Source organism: Bradyrhizobium sp. 132, from assembly GCF_023074185.1.
Taxonomy (GTDB): domain Bacteria; phylum Pseudomonadota; class Alphaproteobacteria; order Rhizobiales; family Xanthobacteraceae; genus Bradyrhizobium.
The window spans coordinates 119,045-142,101 of record NZ_JADPKY010000103.1; the positions used below are offsets into that span (position 1 = coordinate 119,045).

Consider the following 23,057-nt stretch of genomic DNA (forward strand, 5'->3'; position numbering starts at 1 on the left):
GCTAGCCGCCCCTCATGACGTCGGAGAGTTTTGGCCAGGGCGATTGCTCGCCATCATCATGCGCAGGCGCCGAGGTGCGCTCGGCGGCGCGCAGTTTTGCAGACCGCGCGCGCGGGTTCTGCGCGACCTCGTCTTCACCTGCGATCACCGGCCGCCGCGTCAAAAGCTGGAAGCTGGGCACAGCCTGCGACACTTCCGGCAGATGCCGTGAGCCGCCACCGGTCTTGCTACGCTCGGCGAGAAAATTCTTGACGATGCGGTCTTCCAGCGAATGGAACGAGACGACCACGAGGCGACCGCCGGGCTTGAGCACACGCTCCGCCGCGGCAAGCGCGGTCTGAAGCTCTTCGAGCTCTTCGTTGACGAAGATGCGCAGGGCCTGGAACGTCCGCGTCGCCGGGTGAATATCGCCGGGCTTGGAACGAACCACCCTGCCGACGAGATCGGCGAGCGCGCGCGTGGTCGTGAACGGCGTCTCCTGCCGGTCCGCGACGATGGCGCGGGCAACGCGGCGCGAATGCCGCTCTTCGCCGAGGAGATAAATGATGTCGGCGAGATCGCCTTCGGAGGCACGCGCCACGACGTCGGCTGCGGTCGGTCCCGCCTGCCCCATCCGCATGTCGAGCGGACCGTCGAGACGGAAGGAGAAGCCGCGGCCGGCCTGGTCGAGCTGCATCGAGGATACCCCGACGTCCATCACGACGCCGTCGACGCCGTCGACGCCTTGAGCCGCGCAGACCTCGGCGAGGTTGGAGAAGCGATCTTCAACGAGCGTCAGCCGGCCCGCGGAGCGTTCGACCAGCCCGGCACCGCCTGCGATCGCAGTGCGGTCGCGGTCGATCGCGATCAGGCGGGTTCCCGGCACGTCGAGAATCGCGCGGCTGTAACCGCCGGCACCGAAGGTGGCGTCGACATAAAGGCCGCCTTCGCGCAGGGCGAGGCGGTCGACAGCCTCGCGGCCAAGAACGGGGATGTGCGGAGCCGAGTTCATGCGCCAAGCCTGCCGAGCGCCCCGCCGGACGTCCATGCGAGATCTGGGACGAACAAGCTCATAACGCCTCGCATGATTCCGCGTCGCGGCGGTTCCACGACCCAACCCCCGTCCAGCATGGTTACCGAGCCCGGTGACCCTGAGCCGCCAACCCAGTGTTCCCAGTGGAATTTGTCGGGCAGCCATGGGATTTCAAGCCAAAATACGCTTTTGGCCGCCTCCGGACACGGGTCGGCTCTTCATCTCTCAGTAACGGCCCTTAGCGTTAAGAAAGCGTTGATCGGCTCGTGACAAGTCGAAAACCTGACGCGACGGTGATGCTGCATCCACACACATGCGCCAAAATGCACCCGTTAACCCCGTCTCCCGATTGCGCACGGTGGAGGGTAAAGAAATAGTAAAGAGAAGGGCTTGGCCCACTCTCTGTCTGTCTCGAGCTGTTTATGTCGTCCGGTTCGTCCACGCCGTCTGGATCTGATTCGAAGCGTCAACGCGTTCTCCCGGTTCCCAAGGCCGCGGCGAACATGCGGACGTTCGAGCCGGATTCCTCGATCGTCTCCGACATCATCCCCTCACCGAACCATGGCGACCGCAACAAGGGCCGGCAGCCCGATATGATCGTGCTGCACTACACCGGCATGCCCGACGTCGAAGGTGCATTGGCGCGGCTCTGCTCCGCGGGCACCGAGGTGTCAGCGCACTACGTCGTGCTGGAAGACGGCCGCATCGTACAATGTGTGCCGGAGGCCAGGCGCGCCTGGCATGCCGGCGTTTCGTCCTGGGGCGGCGAGGATGACATCAACTCCTGCTCGATCGGGATCGAGATCGTCAATCGCGGCCACGACTGGGGCTATCCGGAATACCCGCTGCGCCAGATCGCCGCCGTGATCGCGCTGTGCCGCGGCATCATGCTCCGTCGCAAGGTGCCCGCGCACCGGGTGCTCGGCCATTCCGACGTCGCGCCCGCGCGCAAGAAGGATCCCGGCGAAAAATTTCCGTGGCATTCGCTGGCCAATTCAGGCGTCGGCCACTGGGTCACGCCCGCGCCGGTCGTGCGCGGCGAGAGCCTGATGCTCGGCACCATCAGCGACGAGGTGTTGAGCCTGCAGCAGGCGCTCGCCAGATACGGCTACGGCGTTCCCCTGACCGGCAAATACGACGCCGGGACGATGGAAGTCGTCACCGCGTTTCAGCGGCACTTCCGGCCGGCGCGACTGGATGGAGTCGCGGATCACTCCACCCTGTCGACCTTGCAGGCGCTGTTGGGGAGTCTCCCCCAGGAGGCAACGACCATCGCGACGAAGTGAGGGCGACTGCCACACACCCTGTCATTGCGAGCGAAGCGAAGCAATCCAGACTGCCTCCGCGGAAGCAGTCTGGATTGCTTCGTCGCAAGTGCTCCTCGCAATGACGGAGTATGAGGCAGGAACTACTCCATCTCCCTCATCCTTCGCGCATATAGCCGTCGCAGCGGCTCCAACTGCGTCGCGTCCGTCGCCGCGCGATAGGCCTGGCGCGCCTCCTCATTCCGGCCAAGCCGCCGCAACAGATCCGCCCGCACCGCCGGCAACAGCTCGTAGCCATCGAGCCCGCCTCGGGCGGCGATCGCATCCACCAGATCGAGCGCGCGTGCCGGCCCGTCGACCATCGACACCGCCGCCGCGTGATTCAGTTCAACCACCGGCGACGGGTTGATACGCAGCAGGACCTCGTAGAGCCCGGCAATCTGCGGCCAGTCGGTCTGCTCATAGCTCGGCGCACGCGCATGCAGTGCGGCGATCGCGGCTTGTACTGCATAGGGCTGCGGCCGGCCGGGCACGCGTAGCGCGTCGTCCACCAGACGCAGGCCCTCCTCGATCTGTGCACGGTCCCACCGCGAGCGGTCCTGCTCTTCCAGCAGCACGATATCGCCGGCGGCGGTCTCACGCCCGGCGCGGCGCGCATCGTGCAGGAGCATCAGCGCCAGCAGGCCCTTGATGCCGGTCCGGTCGGGCAGCAGCCGGTCGAGCAAACGGCCGAGCCTGATAGCCTCGGCCGCAAGATCGGGCCGCATCAAATCCGCACCCGACGTCGCCACATAGCCTTCGGTGAACACGAGATAGATCACGGCGAGCACACCGTCGAGCCGCGGCACCAGCGTGTCGCGCTCGGGCACCTCATAGGGAATGCCGGCGAGCCTGATCTTCTGCTTGGCGCGGACGAGACGCTGCGCCATCGCCTCCTCACCGACAAGGAAGGCGCGCGCCACCTGCGCGGTGGAGAGCCCGCAGACGGTGCGCAGCGTCAGCGCGACCTGGACCTCGGGCGCGAACGCGGGATGGCAGCAGGTGAAGATCAGCCGCAGCATGTCGTCGTCGAGCATCGCCGACGGCTCGTCGGTCGCCTGCGCGTTCAGCTCGAGCTCGTGCACAAGTGCCTGCTGCTTGCCGCGGAAGACGGCCTGCCGGCGAATCCGGTCGATCACCTTGTGCTTGGCGACATTGACCAACCAGGCGCGCGGGTTGTCGGGAAACTCGCCCGCCGGCCAGTGCTCCAGCGCAACCGCGAAAGCGTCCTGGAGCGCATCCTCGGCGAGATCGAAATCGCCGACGAGGCGGATCAGCGTGGCCAGCGCCCGCCCCGCCTCGTCGCGGAAGATTTTGTCGATCTCGGACAGTGTCATGCGCCGATGCGCGGCTGCGCCATCACTTGTCGTAGACCCAGATCGGCCGCACCTCGATCGAACCGATGCGCGCCGACGGAATCCGGGACGCGATCTCGATCGCAGTATCGAGATCCTTGGCCTCCACGAGGTAATAGCCGCCGAGTTGCTCGCGCGTTTCGGCAAACGGGCCGTCGGTCGTCAGCGTCTTGCCGTCGCGCACGCGGACCGTCGTCGCGGTCGTGGTCGGCTGCAACCGGTCGCCGGCCTTGAAATTGCCGCTCTGGATGATGCCTTGCGTGAAGGCCTGGTATTCGCTCATCATCTTCTGGGCCGTGGCAGCGTCGTTCTTCGCGTATTCGACCTCGTTCTGGTAGATCATCAGCAGATACTGCATCGCTTCACTCCTGTGTGTTCGGGGGATCACCGACATCCAGTCGAACGAGCCAGACCCCAAACGACATGTTCAGGATAAATTATCTGAAGGTCGCGTGCGCGGCGATATCGGCTTGACGGAACCGTCGCAAATGCTCCATGCGTAAGCCGTCAGTCGGCCGGACGGCCGCTCCGGCAAGTGCCGAAAGGCCGCCGGGGAGGAAAGTCCGGGCTCCCTTGACATACGGTGCCGGATAACGTCCGGCGGGGGCGACCCCAGGGAAAGTGCCACAGAGAACGAACCGCCCGCCTTCGCCCCTAACGGGGCTGTGGCGTGACAAGCCCGCAAGGCTCGCCACGCCGAAGCAGCGCAAGCTGCATAGGCGGGTAAGGGTGAAAAGGTGCGGTAAGAGCGCACCGCGGCTCCGGCAACGGCGCCGGCATGGTAAACCCCACCGGGAGCAAAACCGAATAGGGACGGCGTAGCGGGCTGTTCGCGAAAGCGATAACGCCGCGGGGCGATGTCAGGCCCGCCGTCCGGGTAGGTTGCTCGAGGCCATGTGCAAACATGGTCCCAGAGGAATGGCCGTCACGTATCGTTCGCGCAAGCGGACGATGCCTTACAGAACCCGGCTTACAGGCCGGCTGATATTCTAAAGCGTTTTCGAGCAGAAGAAAACGTGTCTACCAAGAAGTGACGAGGGGTTCGATGCTGACCGCATCGGGCCCCTCACCATTTTGGGGCTCGCTATCCACGATCTCTTGCAACACCGCCATCAGCGCCTCTGGCGCCGTGACGTTCGGAGTAGCGGCCAGTCGCGCGATGTAAACGCTACGGCCCGGAGGCCGCGCGCGCGTCCGCTTTCACGAAGACGGGCGCAAGCTGACCGGCCTCGCGCCGCAGTTTACCCGGCTCAAAACCGTGCATGCCGATCCGCCATTGCAGCCCGACGATGGCGCCCTTGGTCGGTTGCAGCAGCGCGAGCGAAGCGAACAGCGTCACCGGCAGCCACACCGCCAATTGCAACCAGACTGCCGGCGCGTAGGCGGTCTCGACCGCGAGGATCGCCGGGACCACGAGATGGCCGACGACGACCATCACGAGATAGGCCGGAAAATCATCGGCGCGCTGGTGAAACAGCTCCTCGCCGCAATGGTCGCAGGCGTCAGCCACTTTCAGGAAACGGCCGAACGCATGCCCTTCGCCGCAATTCGGGCATTTGCCCACGAAACCGCGCCACATCGCTTTCGTGAGAGAGACTGAACCGGTTGCCATGACAGCACCTCTTCCTTTCCGCTGATCCATACAATACTATCTTGTATCCATACATTCAAAGGATATGGGCTCAAATTGCATGGATTGGACCCCTACAATCTCGGAGCTGAATGGCCCGCGTTATCAACGCATCGTCGATACCATGGAGGCCGACATCGCCGCCGGCCGCCTCGTACGCGGGCAGCAACTCCCGACGCAGCGCGCCCTCGCAAAAGCGCTCGGCATTGACCTCACCACGGTGACGCGCGCCTACACCGAGGCGCGGCGCCGCGGCATCATGGAAGCCCGGGTCGGTCAGGGCTCGTTCGTGTCGGAGACCAGCGTGCGCCGCGCGGTCGATCTGCCGCATCCCGTCGCGATCGACCTCGCGATGAACGTGCCGCCGCATCCGCTCGAAGCGCAGCTGGACGAGCGAATCATCGCAGGGCTCGAGGCCATCCGCGCGCAATCGGGCCTGACCGCGCATCTCAACTACCAGCCGCCCGGCGGCAGCGGCCATGAGCGCGCGGTCGCAGCGCGCTGGATGCGCGCACGCGTTCCGCACGCACATGCCGACAAGCTCGTGATCTTTCCCGGTACGCAGACGATCCTATTCAACCTGCTCGCCCATCTCGCCAGGCCCGGCGACGTGGTGCTGACGGAGGCCCTCACCTTCCCCGGCATCAAGGCCGCCGCGGCGCGGCTCGGCGTCAAGCTCGTCGGCATCGCCATGGATGACGGCGGCGTCCTGCCTGACGCGCTGGCGAAAGCGTGTCGCGCGCATAAGCCGAAAGCGGTCTACCTCATTCCGACGCTGCACAACCCAACCACCGCGACGCTTCTCCCCGAGCGCCGCAGCGCCATCGCAAGGATCATCAGCGATGCCGATACGATGCTGATCGAGGATGACGCCTACGGTCTGCTCGACCGCTCCGCATTGCCGATCGCCAATCTCATTCCGGAGCGGACATATCTGGCGACCACGCTGTCAAAGTGCATCGCGCCGGCGCTACGGGTGGCCTATCTGGTGACGCCCGACGAGAGCTCCCAGCAGGAGATGCGCAACCATTTGCAGGCGACCGTGCAGATGCCGGCGCCACTTATGGTCGCCCTGGTGACGCATTGGATCGAGACCGGCATCGCCGATCGCATCATCACCGCCATTCGCAGCGAGGCGATCGGACGCCAGCAGCTTGCGCAACGGACACTGAAGGGTTTTCAATTTCTGGCCAAGCCCGCAGCTCATCATCTATGGCTGCGGCTGCCGGAGGGCCGCCCCGACGTCGCGGCGCATCTGTTGCGAAATGGTCTCGCCATCGTCGCCGGCGAGGCCTTCACCGTCGACGGGACCGCGCCACACGCGGCACGCGTCTCGCTTGGCGCAGCGCGCAACAGAGCCGAATTGACCGAAGCGCTGCGCATCCTGGTCGGCGCGCTGCACAGGCCCGCCGACACCAGACAGATCGTCTAGCAATACTTATCGATGCTGGCGGCGATGGTGGTGGGAGCGAACAGCCGGCGCGACGGGGGACGGATAGGCCGCATAGGCCTCGCTCGGCGCAACGGTCTCGCCGCGGGCCCCGCGCGCGGCGGGCGTGAGCTGGCCGCCATTCAGAACATCGCGGTCCGGATGGGCAGCCTGATAGGCCGCAGGCTCGGAAAACTGCGCCTGCGCCATTGTCGGCATCAAAGTCGCTGCCGACAATAGCGCGGCTGCAACGGCAATCTTCGTGCGGGTCATCGTCCTTCTCCATATTCTCATTCGGGTGACCGGCCGATCGAACCGCATGATGGCGTCGGACGGCCCCCCAGATTGCAGTACGAGCATCATGTGGGCCTGTCTTTCGCGAACGCCCGCCGTCGGGGATCACGCTTGCGTGCAGTTTTGAAATTGACCGACACGGCCGCAGCTGTGCTATGCGAGCGATGGCGATCAACAGTTCGGGATCGCCCAGATAACAGGGACAATCTGTTGGATACGCTCACCTACGCGCTGCTGCTGTTCGGCGCATTGGCCGGGGGCTTCGTCTCGGGCCTTGCCGGATTCGGCACGGCGCTGATGGCGCTTGGCATCTGGCTCTACGTGCTGCCGCCGTCGCTCGCGGTGCCCCTGGTGCTGATCTGCTCGGTGATCGCGCAGAGCTCGACACTGCCGTCGATGTGGAAGAGTTTTGATCTCTCGCTGGTCTGGCCGTTCCTGATCGGAGGACTGATCGGCGTGCCGCTGGGCACCATGCTGGTCGCCTCCGCCGATCCAAACGTGTTCAAGCTGAGCGTCGGCGTGCTGCTGCTGATCTTCTCGAGCGCGCTGTACCTCAACAAGAAGCCGCTCGCCATTGCCTTCGGCGGTCGGATCGCCGACGGCGCGATCGGCTTTGCCGGCGGCATTCTTGGCGGTCTCGCCGGATTGTCGGGCCCGCTGCCTATCCTGTGGGCCAACATCCGCGGCTGGAACAAGCACGAGCGGCGCGGCATCTTCCAGCTCTTCAATTTCACGGTGCTCGCCACCGCTTTGGTGTTGCAGACGGCCTCGGGCCTCGTTGAGTTCAAGGTCGTCTGGCTCGCGGTGGTCGCATTTCCGGGCACGCTGATCGGCGCATGGGCCGGCGCGCGCGTCTATCACGCATTGAGCGACAAGCATTTTGGCGATGTCGTGCTCGGTCTGTTGTTTCTGTCGGGCCTCGGCCTCGTCTGGAACAGTTTTGGCACGCACTAAATCCGCATTTTCTTCCGGGAACAAGCGATCGCTACGCGGGCGCACGTGCAGGAGACGGCACGGGTTCGGGTGCAGCCTGCTCTGGAGCCGCCTCGTGCACCACCAGGCGCTTCCCGAATTCGCGGCGTAGCAGCCACAAGCTCAGGGCCGCCTGCAACGTGGTTGCCGCGATCGACAGGTACCAGACGTACTCCATCCGAAAGCCCGGCCGCGTCGACAGCCAGATCGCAGGCAGCGAATAGGTGAACACGCGCGTTGCCGAGCTCCACAACACAGGCTTGGTATTGCCGAGGCCCTGGAACATGCTCGAGCAGGTGAAGATCAGGCCCTGCGCCACCATGTTGAGCGAGATGATCCGCAGGAACAGGAAAGCGACCTCCATGGTTTCGCGATCGTTCGAGAAGCCGGCGAGCAGGAGCTGCGGCTTCGACTGAGCAAGGCACATGAAGCCGATCATCACGGCACTGGTGATCAGCGCCGCCTTGACGAAGGTTTCGCGCACGCGCTCGCCTTTTCCGGCGCCCATGTTCTGGCCGGCGATCGGCCCGGCGGCGAGCGCGATCGCAAGCGCCGGCATCTGGATCAGGCCCAGCACACGTTGTCCGATCCCGAAACCCGCCTGCGCTGCCGCGCCGAAATCGCGCAGCACGAAATAGACCACCGCCATGAGGATGAACATCATCGCGAACTCGCCACCGGCGGGCAGACCGACGTTGAGAATGCGCTTCAGATGGTGCGCCTGCGGACGCCACTGCGCCGGATTGAAGGCGACATAGCGCTCGACCTTGCGGAAATACGCAAGCAGCATCACGACGCCGATCAACACCGCGATCGAACTCGCCAGCCCCGCCCCGGCAACGCCGAGCGCATGGCCCGTGCCCCAGCCCAAAATAAGGACCGGCGCCAGCGCGATATTGATGACCACCGCAAGCGCCTGCACCAACATGGCGGGACGTACGATGCCGGTGGCCCGCAGCGCGGATCCCATCACCTGGGTCGCGAACTGCAGCGCGAGCGCCGGCATGAACCACAACAGGTACGTGGTCCCCGCCTCGATCGTGGCTTGATCCGCGGCAACCGAACGCATGTAGGCGCGCGACAGCGCGGCGCCCGCGACCAGGGTCAACAGGCCGAACAGCACCGACAGCACGATCGCCTGGTTGAAGATCAAATTGGCATCGGGCCGATCCTTGCGACCCACCGCATGCGCGATCAGCGCCACCGAGCCGACGCCGAGCACCTGCATCAGCGCGTTGACGAGAAAGCCGGCATTGCCGGCCGCCGCTACGCCCGCGACCGCGGCATCGCCCAAGCCCGAGACGAAGTACAGATCGACCAGCTGGCAGAGCATGATCGTGATCATGCCCACCATGATCGGCGGTGCCATGGCCAGGATGTGCTTCGCGACGGAGCCGTTGGTCAGGTCTTTCATGTCATCCCACCCTTGACGACGCAGCCTCCGGATCTTCGTCCGCCGGCCGCGCGTCACTCATTCAGCTGCTGCGAGATGTCCGAGCTCCACCACCTGGCGCTCGAACAGTCCGCGATAAATACCGTCTGGCTTGGCCGCGAGCTTGGCATGCGTGCCTTGCTCGACGATCTCGCCGCGGTCGAACACCAGGATCCGATCCATGCTCCGCACCGTCGACAGCCGGTGCGCGATCACGATCGAGGTCCGGCCCCTCATCAGCCGCTCCATCGCTTGCTGGATCAGCGCCTCCGATTCCGAATCGAGGCTCGATGTCGCCTCGTCCAGGATCAGCACCGGCGCGTCCGCCAGGAAGGCGCGCGCCAGCGCCACGCGCTGCCGCTCGCCGCCCGAGAGTTTGACGCCGCGCTCGCCGACAAGCGTGCCGTAGCCCTTCGGCAGGCGCAGGATGAAGTCGTGCGCATTCGCCAGCCTCGCCGCCTGCTCGATCGCCTCCACGCCGGCCCCGGGCCGGCCATAGGCGATGTTCTCGGCGAGCGAGCGGTGAAACAGGATCGGGTCCTGCTGCACGATCGCGATCTGGCTGCGCAGCGCTTGCTGCGTGGCCAGCGCGATGTCCTGCCCGTCGATCAGCACGCGGCCGCCGGTGACGTCGTAGAGCCGCTGCACCAGCTTGACGAAGGTGGTCTTGCCGGAGCCAGAGCGGCCGACGAGACCGACGCGTTCGCCGGCGCGGATCGTGACCGACAGTCCGTCGTACAGCGGCGCGCTATGGCCGCCATAGTGGAACGTGACGCCGTCGAACACGATCTCGCCGCTCTCGATCGCAATCGGCCGCGCGTCCGTCGCATCCGCAATCCCGATCGGCTCGTCATGGATCGCCACCAGCTCCTCCATGTCGTTGACCGAGCGCTGGAGGTTGTTGATGTGCATTCCGACGTCGCGCAAATAGGCGTGGATGACGTAGTAGCTCGTCAGCACATAGGTGACGTCGCCGGGCGAAGCATGCCCGGACATCCACAGCAGCACCGCGCCGCCGATCACGGAGGCGCGCAAGACCAGCAGCAGCGAGAGCTGCGCCACGGCGGTGGTGTTGTAGCGAAGCCAGGTCCGCCGCACGCGTACGCGCCAGCGGTTGATGACGCGGGCGAGCCGCGCATCCTCGCGCGCTTCCGCGCCGAAGGATTTCACCACGGCGTTGCAGGTCAGCGCATCCGCCAGCGTGCCGCCGACCTTGGTGTCCCAGGCGTTGGAGACGCGCGCGGCCGGCGCGATGTAGCGCGTCGAGAACAGCACCGTCATCGTGACATAGACCAGCGCGCCGAGCGCGATCACCCCGCCGAGCGAGGCCCAGTGCACGCCGAGCAGGACCATCGACCCGATCAGCACGACCAGCGAGGGCAGCAGCGCCAGCAGGACGGTGTCGTTCAACAGGTCGAGCGCCCACATGCCGCGCGTGATCTTGCGCACGGTCGAGCCCGCGAACGAGTTGGCGTGCCAGTCGGTCGAGAAGCGCTGCACGCGCATGAACGCGTCCTGCGCGACCTCGGACATGATCTTCAGCGTGAACGGCACGATCACCTGCAGTCCTGCGAGCCGCAGCACCATCGAGGCCGCGCCGAGCGCCACGATGGCGCCGAACGCGACCAGCGCCGCGTGACGCGCATCGGAATCCGACGAACCGCGCGTCAGGGCATCGATCAGGTGCCCCGAGAATACCGGCATGAACAAGTCGGCGGCGGTCGCGCCCAGCAGGCTGCCAACGACGACAAGCGTACGCCCCGGCTGCTTCAGCCAGTGCCGGAACACGAAGGGCAGCACGACGCGTATCGCTGCGGGCTTTTTTGACAGAGCGGTCATGGCATCATCCGGCCGCTTTTGGCGCAGGCCGGCTCCATTGATGGACGCAGGCCGGCCGCGAGGGCCGAGACGGCGTCACTTGAACTTGGCTTTGACTTGGGGAGCGGAGCGATCGGAACTGGAAGCCCAATCGAAGCTGGCGGAAGAGGCCTCTAGGAGGCCGAGCACATACCGAGCCAGAACATCATCGAGCGCGGGCGTACGATCTGCGAATGCGACGAAATCATGCAAATCCTCCCGGTTCGATTGAATGAGGTGCGCTTTATAGATGTGCCATTGGTGATTTGCAACGGGGCTCGCGCGAGATCACGCACGAGTGTTGCAAATTAGTGCGCGTCGCCGCTGGCGCCGAACGGCGAGGCAGGCCTCTTCAGCAGCGTGACCGTGAGGGTGAGGCCGAGATAGAACAGCGTCAGGATGAAGAAAGCATCGCCGAAGCTCATCACCACGGCCTGGCGATGCACGATCTGGCTGAGCTGCTTCATCGCCATCAGCGTGGAGTCGCCGAGCCCCTGAAACTTCTGCATGAACATGGTCAGGGTTTCGGTCGCGGTGGCATTGCCCCAGGTCACGCGCTCCTGCAGGCGGGTGATGTGCAGGTCCGTGCGGTCGTTGAGCACGGTATTGATGACCGCAAGCCCGACCGCGCCGCCGAGGTTGCGCATCAGGTTGAACAGGCCCGAGGCATTCTTCACCCGGTCCGGCGCCAGCGTGCCGAGCGCGATGTTGTTGGTCGGCACCATCGCGAACATCATGCCGATGCCGCGCAGGATCTGCGGCACGAGCAGCTCGTAGAAATCGTAGTCGCGCGTGATCCAGGTCATCTGGTAGGAGCCGATCGCGAACACGACGAGGCCGAACGCGATCATGTAGCGCATGTCGTACTTCGCCATGAGACGGCCGACCAGCGGCGCGACCAGGAACATGGTGATGCCCGAGACGAACATGGTCTCGCCGATCATCAGCGCGCTGTAGCCGCGCACCTCGGCAAGATAGCGCGGATAGATATAGGTCAGGCCGTAGAGGCCGATGCCGATGCAGAACTGAAGTACGCAGCCGATTGCGAAATTGCGATTGGAAAAGGTGCGCAGATTGACGATCGGCTCGGCCGCCGTGAACACGCGCCAGAAGAAGGCGATCCCCGAGACGGCGCAGACCGCGGCGCAGATCGCGACCGAGGGGTCCTGCAGCCATTCGTATTGCGGGCCTTCCTCCAGTACGTATTCCAGCGTGCCGAGGAAGCCGGCCATGAACAGCAGGCCCCACCAGTCGAAGCGGTCGAGCAATTCGAAGTGCGGCTCGTCGAAATCGACCAGCGCCAGCACCCCCAGGGTGATGCCGATGCCGGGCACGATGTTGATGAAGAACAGCCAGTTCCACGACATCAGGTCGGTGATGTAGCCGCCGACGGTCGGCCCAATGGTCGGGGCCAGCGTCGCGACCAAGCCGATGATGGGACCGACGATGTGGAATTTGGAGCGCGGGAAGACAGTGTAAGCCGAGGCGAACACGGTCGGGATCATGCCGGCGCCCAGAAAGCCCTGGAGCGCACGCCAGAGGATCATCTCCTCGATGGTGGTGGCGAAGCCGCAGAACAGGCTCGAAGCAGTAAAGCCGGCGGCAGAAATCGCGAACAACAGCCGCGTGCCGAAGGCGCGCGACAAAAATCCCGACAGCGGGATCGCGATCACTTCGGCGATCAGATAGGCGGTCTGGACCCAGGAGACCTCACTGGAGCTTGCCGACAGGCCGGCCTGGATCTCGCTCAGGGACGCCGAGACGATCTGGATGTCCAGGATCGACATGAACATCCCGAACACCATGATGATGAAAGCGAACAGCCGCTTCGGCGCGATGCGCTCCGAAGCGGGATCCGCCATCATGGCAGGTGAAGCGGTGGTGGCGTTCGCCATGGCCTGACCTCGAAGCGCCGGCGCGCTACTGCGGATGGACCGTGGTGGGATCGTCCAGATCGATTTCGCTGTCGGCGTCGACCGCGCCCTTGTTGGTGTCGACGGTCGCATAGACCGACATGCCGGCGCGGAGCAGGTTTTGCCTCGCGACCGACTTCGGCACGCGGATGCGGACCGGCACGCGCTGCACGATCTTGGTGAAGTTGCCGGTGGCGTTGTCAGGCGGGAGCAGCGTGAACACCGAGCCCGAACCCGCCGCGATGCTGTCGACGACGCCGGAGAACTTGCGCATGCCGTAGGCATCGACCTTGATCGTCACCGGCTGGCCGGGACGGATGCGCTTGAGCTGGGTTTCCTTGAAATTGGCGTCGATATAGACGTTGTCGAGCGGCACGACGTTGCCGAGCCGCTGGCCGACCGCGACGAAGTCGCCGGCACTGACGAGGCGGTTCGAGAACGTGCCGTCGACCGGCGCGCGCACCGCAGTGAAGCTGAGATCACGCTCGGCCTTGGCGAGCGTGGTCTTGAGCTCGGCGAGTTGCGCCTGCGCTTCGGCTTGCTGCGCCTTGGCGACGTCGACATTGCTGACCGCGACATCATAGGCGGCCTGTGCGGCCTTGACCGCGGCGGCGCCCTGGTCACGTCCGGCTTCCGAAGTTTCGAAGGTGGCGCGTGAGGCAAAGCCCTTGCTGTTCAGCGCCTGCTGGCGCTCGTAATCAAGGTCGGCGCGCTTGAGGCCGGCTTCGGCGGACACGAACTGCGCCTTGGCCTGTGCGACCTGGCTGTCGAGCGCCGCAACCTGGCGGCCGATGCGATCGATGGTGGCCTGCTGGGTCGCGATCCTGGTCGCGGCGGCGTCGACTGCGATCTTGTAGTCGCCGTCGTCGATGCGGAAGACGATGTCGCCGGCACGCACCGTGGCGTTGTCGCCAGCAAGGATCGAGGAGATGTGACCGGCAACGCGCGCGCCCAGCATGGTATTGTTGGCGCGGACATAGGCGTCGTCAGTGGCAACGTAGAAGCGCCCGACCAGCGTGTAATAGCCGGCATAGCTCGCGGCCGCGAGCGCCAGCACCAGGCCTACTCCCATCATCACGAATTTGCGCTTGCCCGATTTCGGCGCGGCGGGGGCGGCGGTCGCCTCTGGGGCTGCGGCCGGCTTGTCGGTCACGGGCTTCTCCGGCGCATCGCTGGTGCGGCGCTTGGTTTCCTCGGTCACATGAGAGCGCAACTGCTCGGCGAGAACTGCGGGCGTCTCGGTGGTGGCGTCACCGCCCGCGGGCGCCGGCGTCTCCACCGTATCCTGGCGAAGAACGCGCGCAGACTGGTCTCTCAATACGGCCATAAAGGCTTCCCCAAAAGCGCGATGAGGGACGGTCGCCGTGCGGCCGGTTCCCCCTCGCCTGTCTCAAATATCATTGACCGAACGGTTCGGTCAATATAGATAATATTCCCGGGCAGACCCTACTGGTCCGAATCCTTTATTTCGGTTTCATGGCCCTGGACCGATCCAAAAACCTTCCGAGACCCTAAACCAATGGTTGTAACCGGCCGCGAACAACTACACGTCGTCCAAGAAGAGGACAGCTCCAAGCGGCGCCAGATCCTGGACGGGGCGCGTAAGGTGTTCATGGATCTCGGTTTCGACGGTGCCAGCATGGGCGAGATCGCCCGCGCGGCGCAGGTCTCCAAGGGCACGCTTTACGTCTACTTCGCCGACAAATCCGCGCTGTTCGAAGCCATCCTCGAGCAGGAGGCGCTCCAGCACGGTCAGGTCGTGTTCAATTTCGATCCCGCCCGCGATGCCGAGACGACGCTGAAGGATTTCGGCCAGGCCTACATCCATCTGCTGTGCCGGCCCGGCGGCGGGTCCGCAATCCGCACCGTGATGGCGATCGCCGAACGCATGCCCGATGTCGGCCGCCGCTATTATGCGCGGGTGCTGGACAAGACCATCAACCGCCTCTCCGACTATCTCAAAGCCCATGTCGTCCCTGGCGATCTCGATATCGACGATTGCGAACTTGCGGCGTCGCAGTTCATGGAGCTGTGCAAGGCCTCGCTCTTCCTGCCCTTCGTCTTCCAGGCCGCACCCGCGCCGTCCGAAGAGCGCATGACCGAAGTCGTCGACAGCGCGACGCGGATGTTCCTGGCGGCTTATCGGGCGAAGTAGCGGCAAGCCGGGCATGCGTTGCAGGCCGTTCCGGCGGTCCTATATTGGGGCCCATGTCCCGTGATCTTCGGCCGCCGGTCGATATCCTCCATTACGAGATCGTTCAGGAACAGGCCTCCGCGCTTGGACGGATGGGCCGCACGCTCGAACAGGCGCTGGCGCGCTTACGCGAGTTCGACGCCGCCCATGCCCTCCCCGAGGTGCCGGCCCCGATGCAGCCGGCCAGGCGCAAGCTGGTGATGGAAGCCGGCCACGCGCTCTGGATGTTCGTGGTGCAGCGTGAGGCATCCGGCTTGCGCGACAGCCGCCACATCATGCGGACCTACAATGTCCCGGCCGAGGTGCAGCGCTGCATGGGGCTGGTCCCAGTACCGTCGAAGTCGGCCTGAAGATGATTTTTCTACGGCACCGGGCGCTAGGCGTGCACTCATTGAGCGGCCGGCCGCCTGATGTCCGGCTTAACGCCAACACCGGCCGAACAGCGGATGGCCTCCGAGGTCGCAGATGTGCCAGACGCGGACCTCTGCTCGTAAGTAATCAATGAAGATCGTGGTCACCTCAGTGCTCGCGAACGCCAGCTTTTCTGAGTCCTTCGACGATGTCGTCGTACTCACGACGAAACTGCGGATTGCTCGAACGTGCGTAGCCGATTTGCTGGAACCACTGGATCGTGAAGTCCGGTCGGATTGCATTCAATTCGACCAATACCTGTTGGGCCATTTCCAATTGGCCAGTTGCTCCATAAGCTGAAATCAGATCCGGATACGGAAACCAGTCCGATTTGTTCAAGTTGATGGAGCGCTTACATTCCTCGATGGCCTCCTTGTATTGGCGAAGATGGATTTGAGCATGGCAGAGGAAAAATCGCCAAGTGCCAGCGGCCGGATCTTTGGGGCTTAGGCGCAAAGCGATCTGAATCGGGGAAAACGCTTCGCGCGCGCGTCCCGCCGTAATAAGTACGATTCCCTTGGATGCATACGCGACGGGCGAATTAGGATCGATTTCTAAGGCTGCGTCGTATTCAGGCAAGGCTTGCTCAGGATTTCCATAGTTCAATATGTTTCCCTTGGCTGCGTGCGCGATTGCGGTCGCAGGGCGTTGTGCGAGAACTTGATCAATTAGCTTGAGCGCCGTCCGTTTGTCCTCGACTACGGACGTTGACCATCCGTAGATCACGCCATCCGCTATACACAACGCCTTGCCGATCATTGCATCGATGTTGTCCGGATCGAGGCGCAGTGCGCGCTCGAACAAGTCGTTTGCCTGTGCATTCGTTAACTTGGTCCGGGGCCCATAGCGCTTCGCCCAGCCACGCATGCTGAAATCCACAGCGTCTGGATTGGTTACCCTGTCCATTTGGCTGCGCCGGCTTTCGGCCTGGATGAGTTCGACGTTCAGAGAGCGAGCGAGCCGCGCCGTGACTTGCTCCTGCAAGGCCGCAAGATTGGTCCGATCGCCGTCAAAGCGGTCCGACCAGACGTCGCGACCGCTCGACAGGTCGGCAAGTGACACGTTCATCCGGACCCGATCTCCAGCCCGTTGCACGGCCCCCTGTACCGCCCATCGGATACCAAGATCCTTTCCAAGCGTCTTGAGATCGACCTGCTTGTTCTTATAGGTGAAAGCCGTCCCGCGCCCGATGACGAATGTATCGGGAATTTGCGAGAGGTCGGTCGTCAGATCGGTCGTAATACCCTCAGCGAAATAGTCCTGCTCTGGGTCGTTGTTGAGGTTTGCGAATGGCAGGACAACGAGAGACAAACGCGGAGCAATGTCGGGCCGGGTCGTAGCTTCCTTCTGCGTTTTTTGGCTTCCCGGAAACACGTCCGTGCGGAGCGTGTTCCAAACAGTCCAGTAGCCGACGAGGCCGCCCGCGATCGCACCGACGGCGGCAATCGAGGCGAGCGCGCCCCCGATCAACTGCAATCGTGCCCGCAGCCGCATCTTCAAATTGCGATCCGATGGCGGCTTCCCCGGTTGCTCCTCATGGAATGGCGCTTTTTCGGCTGCTCATTATCGGGCGGTTTGCTAGGTGGTTCGTTGGAGACGTCCGAGTTTGTCACCGTTGCCTCCGCGCACGGGCCCCACGTCCGGACTTCTAACAATAGCAGAATTACGCGGGTTCAGGTTGGTCAACGCTTCTGACTCATTCGCCCTTTTTTCTAAGTGTCGCCTCTACAATCGCCGGATAGATGTCCGGTTTGGGTCAAAAGCGTCGGTCTAGCGCTCCACTGCAAATTTCCGATCTACCCCTCTGAACCGACATGTAGCGGCACCGTCTTAACGGCAGCGATGGGCCACAAGCGGTTCTGCCACTCAGCTTAGGGCCTATCGAGACCTTGCGGCAGACTGATCCAGAGCACTGTCTGTTCTTGCGGCGAATGTAGCGATTTATGTCCCTTGCCATCCACGTCCTCAAACAAGACAAAGCTACCGGCTGGCACGCGCCTCTCATCTCCGTCACTTGTCTGGTATTCTGCCGATCCATCGAGCCTCACCGTCAGCACGCGCTCAGGCACTGTATGCCAATCAACCTCGCGCGCTCCCGCCGGGATGTGCGTGAAACGCAGGCCTGACGCCACGTACTTTCCCGACACTTCGAATGCGACGGCATTGGGGTGAACCTGTCGAGAGGTCGTCGGGATTTCGACTTCATCGAAGTGAGACTCGCCATCGGCAGTCGAGTAAACACGCAGACACTTCATCTTAGCCACCGTTCATTCAGATGCAGTCAATCAGCCGCCCTAGGCGTACTGACCGTACGACATGTCTTCCAGTCGTCCCGCGCGCCTAAGGATCGCAGAAGGTCGGCTTGGGGTCACAAGTGGACCCAGATAAGCATGTGCTAAACCTGCGCCGGTTTCGCATCTCGGCCATTTCGACCCAGCCGCGGCTCAGTTCCCGCCAAAAGCCTTTGGATGTTGGAACGATGGCGGATGATCACGTAAAGACCGCCTCCGATCACCATCAACCGATACGGCAATGGGTGCTCGACCGCGCAGACAACGACGATTGCCGTCAACGCTGCGAGCATCGAGCTCAAGGAAACGATCTGGGTCATAGCCACCACGACGCCAAAGACGGTCGCAGCCCCCAATCCCACGGGCCACGACAGCGCCAGCAACACACCGAGCCCGGCCGCAGCCGACTTGCCGCCCGTGAAGTTCAGCCAGACCGATCGGCTATGTCCCAACAGCACGGCAATTCCGGCCAGACAAACAGCCCATGGCACCCCGATTTGCAGATCAGACCCTGTCGACGGAGGGGATAGTTCTGCATAGAGCCAAGGACAGAGCGAGCGTGCGACGATGATGGCAGCCACGCCCTTCAGCACATCGCCGACGAGCACGAACAAGGCAGGCCATTTACCGAGGGTCCGCAAGACATTCGTTGCCCCGGTGGACTTGGAGCCATGCCTTCGAATGTCGATGCCTCTGAGCAGTTTTCCCGCGAGATAGCCCGTGGGGAACGAGCCGAGTAGATAGGCGATCACCAACGCGACCGCGCCCGCTGTCCAAAAAGCCATGGGTTTATGTCCAGTTTTCTGAACGCTGTTTTATCTCCGACTTCGTCTGACCGCTATCGGCCACAAACGGAAAGCTGTAGTCCCGCTTCTCCGGGAAACAAGTCGTGACGATCAAGGGGCGGCAACTGCAACCGTTTCTTCGATTATCCTCGGCTGTCCGCCCTCGCTAGTAAGAATGGATGAGTAATAACCGTGAAAAGAACGATCACCTACCTTGGCCTGCCATGTTCCCGCATTGAAAACGAAGATGCCCTCGGGACGCGAGATGGTTCTTTGAACCGAATAATCATGCAATCCGAGCTTGAGGGCGTCGCTGAAACTCTGGCGGATGGCGTCCCGCCCCTGAAAGATGCCGCTGGGCGTCACCCGCACAGCGTTCTCTGCAAATGTCGCGGCCATAGTGTCCAGATCACCGCGATTGTACGCTTCTGAGAAATGCTTGTGCATGTCGTCCATGGCGGCATCACCAAGCGTGTCTCCCGCAATCGAGTTGCGCGGAATGGCAAGCACCAACCAAACAAGAATGGTCGCTAATCTGACTGCCATGTTCCCTCCGTTTCACTATAGTCGATTGACAGCGCTCTCTGTTACGCCAGAGTATGGAACGCAGCCACGTGTGACAACAACGTCTCTTTAGGGTCACAACACGAAGTACTCCAGGTGATCAAATCTGGTACGCCATTCCTTCGTAAGCGGACCTCGTGGAGGGGTGCCGCCAGCTCGCCTATGGGCCCGTAGCGCCATCCTCAATGGGAAGATTTGTCCAGTTTTAGATGACCAACACAGGTCGGCGATATGGGTTCGAGGGCAATTGCGGGCAAGAGCAGATCATTTACAAACCGCATGCTTCCGCCGGGAATGCTCGCGAGAGACGCCACGGCCAAGACAAGATCAAGTTCTGGGACAACGTAGATAATCTGACTACCCGTGCCTGCGGCGAAGAAAGCGTGGAGCCCTGTGCTGGTGCGCGTCACCCACCAAAGGTAGCCATAAGCCGCTCTGACCGGAGGGCCACCATCATTGTGCTTCGCACTGGAGGCAGCTACGTATTCGCTCGACACAACCTGCTCATCTCCCCACCGTCCGCGTTGAAGATACAATTGGCCAAGCTTGACCATGTCCCTCGCGGTTAAAGAGAGTGTTGTTGCGCCAATAAGGTGGCCTTCTCCATCCGCTCTCCAATCATAATTCGCGATTTCCAGAGGGCCGAACAGGTTTTGCTCTACGAAGCTCTTTGAGTCTTGTTGAAGCGCCCGCGCCAAAACCACCGACAACAGATTAACGCTGTCGTCGTCGTAGTCGAACTGAGTGCCGGGTTTGTACTGAATGGGCCGATAGAGTGTCCACTCCCACATTTCGCGTGGCGGAGCGGTGACCTTCGCTCCAAACGGCGCGCCTGAATCAAAGCCCGAGGTCATCGTCAGCAAATCCCGAAGCGTGATGTCACGTACGCGGGGATCCACTGTCGGACTCAATGCCTCGGGTAGTAACTCGGAAAGCGTTTTATCGACGCGCAGGTATCCCTTGTCGAGCGCGATCCCGATCAAAATCGAGAGTACACTCTTCGTGATTGAGTGCACCGGTAACAGGCTCTGCGCATTCAGGCCGACCCTGTAATACTCGAACTCGACGCACCCATGTCGCGCGAACACAACGCTCCGAACTGCGGGGTATTGCTCGGCAAGCTGCGAACTGAGGTGTGCCAGCGTGCCCGAATTGAGTTGCCCTTCTGTCAGGCAGGGGGAGCCTATGAGCAGGGGAAGCAGTATCGAGGCAAGTCCAACGCACCACTTTCTCCGCAATTGCCAAAAACAGACGCCGTTGACCATTTGCCTGCCCCTCTTCTTGGGCCGCCATTGCGATCCATCTCATGCGGCTAAATTGCGGCAAGTCCGCTCCGGGTCACAAGCCGCCCATCATGCTCAAGGCGGGAGACTTCCGTTTGCGTCGGTAAGCTGACCTTTATGAGTACACCCCTAATCGGTAACCTGCCTCCTCAGCGCGGCGAGATCGTTGACGACCATCTTGGTCGGGCCGGTCGAGATGATGCCGTCGTCCTGGAGGCGGCTGAGGATCAGGCTGATCGACTGGCGCGTGGCGCCGATCATGCGCGCGAGATTGGCCTGCGTGATGCGGCCAAGCGAGATCGGGCCGCTCTCGTCCTGGGCCGCGTTCTCGCACAGCTTGACCAGGAGCAGGACCAACCGTTCCGCCGCCTTCTGTCCCGCCAGCGTCTGCGCCAGCATCGAATAGGTCTCGCCCTTGAAGCCGAGGCACTCGATCAGCGCGACTGCGAACGAGGGCGACTGCGCGATCAACCGGCGGACCGCATCCTGGTCGAGATGCAGTGCTTCGACCCGCCCAAGCGCGCGGGCTGACCAGCTGTGGCGATGATCGCCGAGGATATAGGGCGCGCCGACGAAGTCACCTGCCTCCCAGGTCGACAGCATCAGTTCGCGCCCTTGCGTGCCAGCATGGGTGCTTTCGACGATCCCGGTCAGGATGATGTGGATGCCATTCGCGGGCTCGCCCTCCCGCAGCAGATATTCGCGGTTCTGGTAGGTCGCGAGCCTGCCGGTTCGCATCACCAGGTCCAGATCGGGCTTGTCCAACGCCTTCAGCACATAACGTCCGGTCCCGGGCCGTGACAGTTCAGCGCGCGGCTCAGCTGGATCGGCCACCTCATGCGCATCGCTGCGCCCCACGATCAGTCTCCCTTCGAGTGACGGCTCGAAGGCTAGGAGGTCTCCGCTCCGACTGCAACGCGGCGCAGATGGTCGGGCCCGGCTGAAGCCTCCACGAAAGCGCACGCCAGATCGGTGAGCAGGCGCTCCCGGCCGGCCGGTGCCAGGAACGTGACGCCATAGGGCACGCCGGCTGCGGTGACGGCGTTCGGAACGGCGATGGCGGCCAGGCCCAGCGGGTTGGCGTAATTGGTGTAATAGCCGTTGTTGAAGTTGGCCGTCAGCGGATCGCGCGCGACGTCGTCGATGCTCAGCACGGTGCCGACCGTCGGCACGACCAGCGCATCGTGATCTTGCCAGAAATCGCGCAACGATCGCTGGACCTCCTTGACCTTGTAGAGCGCACGATAGGCGTCGGCTGCCGTGAACTTCCGGCTGCCGATGACGAGGTCGCGCACGATCTTCACCCCCGCGTCCGGGCTGGCGTCGAGGAACGCGCCGACCGAGACGTCCCGCTCGGCGAGGAAAGGTCCGAAAAACATCAGGTCGTTGACCGAAATGAATGGCGAGAAATCGATCGATGCGACCGACAGATCGAGCTGCCGCAGCTTGCGGAGCCCATCGCCGAACAGCGCCTCCGTCTCCGAATTGCCGAAGAACCTGAGCTGATCCGGACGCGGCGTTGCGATGTTGAGCGGCCGCGCTGGGGATGCCTGCTCCGTCCATCCGGCGAAATCTACCGGTGAAAAGCAGTCCTCGGCATCGCGCCGCGCCAACACGCGATAGACGTCGTGGCCATCGCGGGGATCGCGCGTGTAGAGCGAAATGGTATCAAAACATCGGCACGCGTAGACCATGCCGCGCTGACTGAAGGCGCCGGGCGCGGGCTTGAAGCCGGTCACGCCACAATAGGACGCCGGCACCCTGCCCGATCCGCCGGTATCCGTGCCGAAAGCAAAGGACGAGGTGCCTGTCGCGACCGATACCGCGGCGCCCGAGCTGGAGCCGCCGGGAATGTAGTCCGGGTTATGCGGGTTGCGGGCGATGCCATAGGGCGAGCGCACGCCCACGAGGCCGGTCGCGAACTGATCCATATTGGTTTTGCCGAGATAGATCGCGCCGGCGGCGATGGCGTCGGCGACAACCGGGCTCGTGTCTTTCGCGGTGTAGGCGAATTCCGGGCAGGCCGAGGTGGTCTGCTCGCCGGCCACATCGATACAATCCTTGACCGAGAACACGAGGCCGTAGAGCGGCAGTTGGCCGATCTCGCCTATGCGAGCATCGAGCGCGCGGGCCTTTGCCATGACGCTTTCGGGATTTGCCGTCGAGATCCAGACGCCGCTCTGGTCGGCGTCGTCGAGGCGCGAAAGCGCATGCGCGGCGACATCGGACGGCTTGAGCTCACCGCTGCGATAGGCGGCACGGAGGTGGCGAGGTGCGAGATTCATGTCGGTCACGTGCTTGCAGGAATTGGCAATGCGCCGGCGAGACAAG

21 protein-coding genes and 1 other RNA gene are annotated in these 23,057 nt (G+C 63.3%); 6 read left to right on the forward strand and 16 right to left on the reverse strand.

What is annotated here, in order from left to right; genetic code table 11:
- Position 1: 1 nt before the first annotated feature.
- Complete coding sequence (gene rsmH, locus IVA74_RS20780; RefSeq protein ID WP_247347750.1) at positions 2-991, reverse strand: 16S rRNA (cytosine(1402)-N(4))-methyltransferase RsmH; 990 nt, start codon at positions 989-991, stop codon at positions 2-4.
- Between the two features lie 524 nt (positions 992-1,515).
- Between rsmH and IVA74_RS20785 the strand changes: the two genes are divergently transcribed.
- A complete protein-coding gene (locus tag IVA74_RS20785; protein WP_247347751.1) occupies positions 1,516-2,298 on the forward strand; it encodes an N-acetylmuramoyl-L-alanine amidase in 783 nt (260 codons plus the stop codon).
- Positions 2,299-2,420: 122 nt separating this feature from the next.
- Here IVA74_RS20785 and IVA74_RS20790 read toward each other — a convergent pair whose 3' ends face one another.
- Together IVA74_RS20790 and IVA74_RS20795 are read right to left on the reverse strand one after the other, a co-directional pair.
- Entirely contained in the window at positions 2,421-3,653 is a 1,233-nt protein-coding gene (locus tag IVA74_RS20790) for an RNA polymerase sigma factor (protein ID WP_247347752.1), read from the reverse strand.
- Positions 3,654-3,675: 22 nt separating this feature from the next.
- Positions 3,676-4,029, reverse strand: coding sequence for a YciI family protein (locus IVA74_RS20795; RefSeq protein WP_247347753.1), 354 nt, complete (start codon positions 4,027-4,029; stop codon positions 3,676-3,678).
- A 149-nt stretch (positions 4,030-4,178) separates the two neighbouring features.
- Between IVA74_RS20795 and rnpB the strand changes: the two genes are divergently transcribed.
- Positions 4,179-4,660, forward strand: an RNA gene (gene rnpB / locus IVA74_RS20800) — RNase P RNA component class A.
- 179 nt (positions 4,661-4,839) lie between these two features.
- On the opposite strand, the gene IVA74_RS20805 is transcribed toward rnpB, so the two are convergent.
- Positions 4,840-5,313 (reverse strand): DUF983 domain-containing protein, encoded by a 474-nt coding sequence (locus tag IVA74_RS20805; protein WP_256467565.1) that lies wholly within the window; start codon positions 5,311-5,313, stop codon positions 4,840-4,842.
- A gap of 49 nt (positions 5,314-5,362) precedes the next feature.
- Between IVA74_RS20805 and IVA74_RS20810 the strand changes: the two genes are divergently transcribed.
- Positions 5,363-6,733 (forward strand): PLP-dependent aminotransferase family protein, encoded by a 1,371-nt coding sequence (locus IVA74_RS20810; RefSeq protein ID WP_247347755.1) that lies wholly within the window; start codon positions 5,363-5,365, stop codon positions 6,731-6,733.
- A 6-nt stretch (positions 6,734-6,739) separates the two neighbouring features.
- On the opposite strand, the gene IVA74_RS20815 is transcribed toward IVA74_RS20810, so the two are convergent.
- Positions 6,740-7,003 carry a hypothetical protein gene (locus IVA74_RS20815; RefSeq protein ID WP_247347756.1) on the reverse strand — a complete coding sequence of 88 codons (264 nt, stop codon included), beginning with the start codon at positions 7,001-7,003 and terminating at the stop codon, positions 6,740-6,742.
- Positions 7,004-7,234: 231 nt separating this feature from the next.
- Here IVA74_RS20815 and IVA74_RS20820 point away from each other — a divergent pair, with 231 nt between their 5' ends.
- Complete coding sequence (locus tag IVA74_RS20820) at positions 7,235-7,978, forward strand: sulfite exporter TauE/SafE family protein (protein ID WP_247347757.1); 744 nt, start codon at positions 7,235-7,237, stop codon at positions 7,976-7,978.
- Positions 7,979-8,009: 31 nt separating this feature from the next.
- Here the strand turns inward: IVA74_RS20820 and IVA74_RS20825 are convergent, their stop codons facing one another.
- The 4 genes from IVA74_RS20825 to IVA74_RS20840 all read right to left on the reverse strand — a co-directional run bounded on the left by IVA74_RS20825 (position 8,010) and on the right by IVA74_RS20840 (position 14,525).
- A complete protein-coding gene (locus IVA74_RS20825; protein ID WP_247347758.1) occupies positions 8,010-9,410 on the reverse strand; it encodes an MATE family efflux transporter in 1,401 nt (466 codons plus the stop codon).
- 57 nt (positions 9,411-9,467) lie between these two features.
- Complete coding sequence (locus tag IVA74_RS20830; RefSeq protein ID WP_247347759.1) at positions 9,468-11,267, reverse strand: ABC transporter ATP-binding protein; 1,800 nt, start codon at positions 11,265-11,267, stop codon at positions 9,468-9,470.
- Between the two features lie 326 nt (positions 11,268-11,593).
- Positions 11,594-13,180 carry a DHA2 family efflux MFS transporter permease subunit gene (locus IVA74_RS20835; RefSeq protein ID WP_247347760.1) on the reverse strand — a complete coding sequence of 529 codons (1,587 nt, stop codon included), beginning with the start codon at positions 13,178-13,180 and terminating at the stop codon, positions 11,594-11,596.
- Between the two features lie 25 nt (positions 13,181-13,205).
- On the reverse strand, positions 13,206-14,525 hold the full coding sequence (locus IVA74_RS20840) for an HlyD family secretion protein (RefSeq protein ID WP_247347761.1): 1,320 nt from the start codon (positions 14,523-14,525) through the stop codon (positions 13,206-13,208).
- Positions 14,526-14,717: 192 nt separating this feature from the next.
- Between IVA74_RS20840 and IVA74_RS20845 the strand changes: the two genes are divergently transcribed.
- Both IVA74_RS20845 and IVA74_RS20850 read left to right on the forward strand, forming a co-directional pair.
- Complete coding sequence (locus IVA74_RS20845) at positions 14,718-15,353, forward strand: TetR/AcrR family transcriptional regulator (protein ID WP_247347762.1); 636 nt, start codon at positions 14,718-14,720, stop codon at positions 15,351-15,353.
- A gap of 53 nt (positions 15,354-15,406) precedes the next feature.
- On the forward strand, positions 15,407-15,742 hold the full coding sequence (locus IVA74_RS20850; protein ID WP_247347763.1) for a DUF6665 family protein: 336 nt from the start codon (positions 15,407-15,409) through the stop codon (positions 15,740-15,742).
- A 169-nt stretch (positions 15,743-15,911) separates the two neighbouring features.
- On the opposite strand, the gene IVA74_RS20855 is transcribed toward IVA74_RS20850, so the two are convergent.
- From IVA74_RS20855 to IVA74_RS20885, 7 genes are all read right to left on the reverse strand, one after another.
- Entirely contained in the window at positions 15,912-17,297 is a 1,386-nt protein-coding gene (locus tag IVA74_RS20855) for a tetratricopeptide repeat protein (protein WP_247347872.1), read from the reverse strand.
- A 377-nt stretch (positions 17,298-17,674) separates the two neighbouring features.
- A complete protein-coding gene (locus tag IVA74_RS20860) occupies positions 17,675-18,058 on the reverse strand; it encodes a hypothetical protein (RefSeq protein WP_247347873.1) in 384 nt (127 codons plus the stop codon).
- Between the two features lie 140 nt (positions 18,059-18,198).
- Complete coding sequence (plsY, locus tag IVA74_RS20865; protein WP_247347764.1) at positions 18,199-18,879, reverse strand: glycerol-3-phosphate 1-O-acyltransferase PlsY; 681 nt, start codon at positions 18,877-18,879, stop codon at positions 18,199-18,201.
- Between the two features lie 111 nt (positions 18,880-18,990).
- Positions 18,991-19,425 (reverse strand): nuclear transport factor 2 family protein, encoded by a 435-nt coding sequence (locus tag IVA74_RS20870; RefSeq protein WP_247347765.1) that lies wholly within the window; start codon positions 19,423-19,425, stop codon positions 18,991-18,993.
- 200 nt (positions 19,426-19,625) lie between these two features.
- Complete coding sequence (locus IVA74_RS20875) at positions 19,626-20,708, reverse strand: serine hydrolase (protein WP_247347766.1); 1,083 nt, start codon at positions 20,706-20,708, stop codon at positions 19,626-19,628.
- Positions 20,709-20,855: 147 nt separating this feature from the next.
- A complete protein-coding gene (locus tag IVA74_RS20880) occupies positions 20,856-21,584 on the reverse strand; it encodes a Crp/Fnr family transcriptional regulator (RefSeq protein WP_247347767.1) in 729 nt (242 codons plus the stop codon).
- A gap of 32 nt (positions 21,585-21,616) precedes the next feature.
- Positions 21,617-23,011, reverse strand: a complete 1,395-nt coding sequence (locus IVA74_RS20885) for an amidase family protein (RefSeq protein ID WP_247347768.1) — start codon at positions 23,009-23,011, stop codon at positions 21,617-21,619.
- Between the last annotated feature and the right edge of the window lie 46 nt (positions 23,012-23,057).

What these genes read in the sequence shown, in the direction of transcription:
- rsmH (WP_247347750.1), bottom strand. Translation starts at nt 991, where the DNA reads ATGAACTCGGCTCCGCACATCCCCGTTCTTGGCCGCGAGGCTGTCGAC.
- IVA74_RS20785 (WP_247347751.1), top strand. Translation starts at nt 1,516, where the DNA reads ATGCGGACGTTCGAGCCGGATTCCTCGATCGTCTCCGACATCATCCCC.
- IVA74_RS20790 (WP_247347752.1), bottom strand. Translation starts at nt 3,653, where the DNA reads ATGACACTGTCCGAGATCGACAAAATCTTCCGCGACGAGGCGGGGCGG.
- IVA74_RS20795 (WP_247347753.1), bottom strand. Translation starts at nt 4,029, where the DNA reads ATGCAGTATCTGCTGATGATCTACCAGAACGAGGTCGAATACGCGAAG.
- IVA74_RS20805 (WP_256467565.1), bottom strand. Translation starts at nt 5,313, where the DNA reads ATGGATCAGCGGAAAGGAAGAGGTGCTGTCATGGCAACCGGTTCAGTC.
- IVA74_RS20810 (WP_247347755.1), top strand. Translation starts at nt 5,363, where the DNA reads ATGGATTGGACCCCTACAATCTCGGAGCTGAATGGCCCGCGTTATCAA.
- IVA74_RS20815 (WP_247347756.1), bottom strand. Translation starts at nt 7,003, where the DNA reads ATGACCCGCACGAAGATTGCCGTTGCAGCCGCGCTATTGTCGGCAGCG.
- IVA74_RS20825 (WP_247347758.1), bottom strand. Translation starts at nt 9,410, where the DNA reads ATGAAAGACCTGACCAACGGCTCCGTCGCGAAGCACATCCTGGCCATG.
- IVA74_RS20830 (WP_247347759.1), bottom strand. Translation starts at nt 11,267, where the DNA reads ATGACCGCTCTGTCAAAAAAGCCCGCAGCGATACGCGTCGTGCTGCCC.
- IVA74_RS20835 (WP_247347760.1), bottom strand. Translation starts at nt 13,180, where the DNA reads ATGGCGAACGCCACCACCGCTTCACCTGCCATGATGGCGGATCCCGCT.
- IVA74_RS20840 (WP_247347761.1), bottom strand. Translation starts at nt 14,525, where the DNA reads ATGGCCGTATTGAGAGACCAGTCTGCGCGCGTTCTTCGCCAGGATACG.
- IVA74_RS20845 (WP_247347762.1), top strand. Translation starts at nt 14,718, where the DNA reads ATGGTTGTAACCGGCCGCGAACAACTACACGTCGTCCAAGAAGAGGAC.
- IVA74_RS20850 (WP_247347763.1), top strand. Translation starts at nt 15,407, where the DNA reads ATGTCCCGTGATCTTCGGCCGCCGGTCGATATCCTCCATTACGAGATC.
- IVA74_RS20855 (WP_247347872.1), bottom strand. Translation starts at nt 17,297, where the DNA reads ATGCGGCTGCGGGCACGATTGCAGTTGATCGGGGGCGCGCTCGCCTCG.
- IVA74_RS20860 (WP_247347873.1), bottom strand. Translation starts at nt 18,058, where the DNA reads ATGAAGTGTCTGCGTGTTTACTCGACTGCCGATGGCGAGTCTCACTTC.
- plsY (WP_247347764.1), bottom strand. Translation starts at nt 18,879, where the DNA reads ATGGCTTTTTGGACAGCGGGCGCGGTCGCGTTGGTGATCGCCTATCTA.
- IVA74_RS20870 (WP_247347765.1), bottom strand. Translation starts at nt 19,425, where the DNA reads ATGGCAGTCAGATTAGCGACCATTCTTGTTTGGTTGGTGCTTGCCATT.
- IVA74_RS20875 (WP_247347766.1), bottom strand. Translation starts at nt 20,708, where the DNA reads ATGGTCAACGGCGTCTGTTTTTGGCAATTGCGGAGAAAGTGGTGCGTT.
- IVA74_RS20885 (WP_247347768.1), bottom strand. Translation starts at nt 23,011, where the DNA reads ATGAATCTCGCACCTCGCCACCTCCGTGCCGCCTATCGCAGCGGTGAG.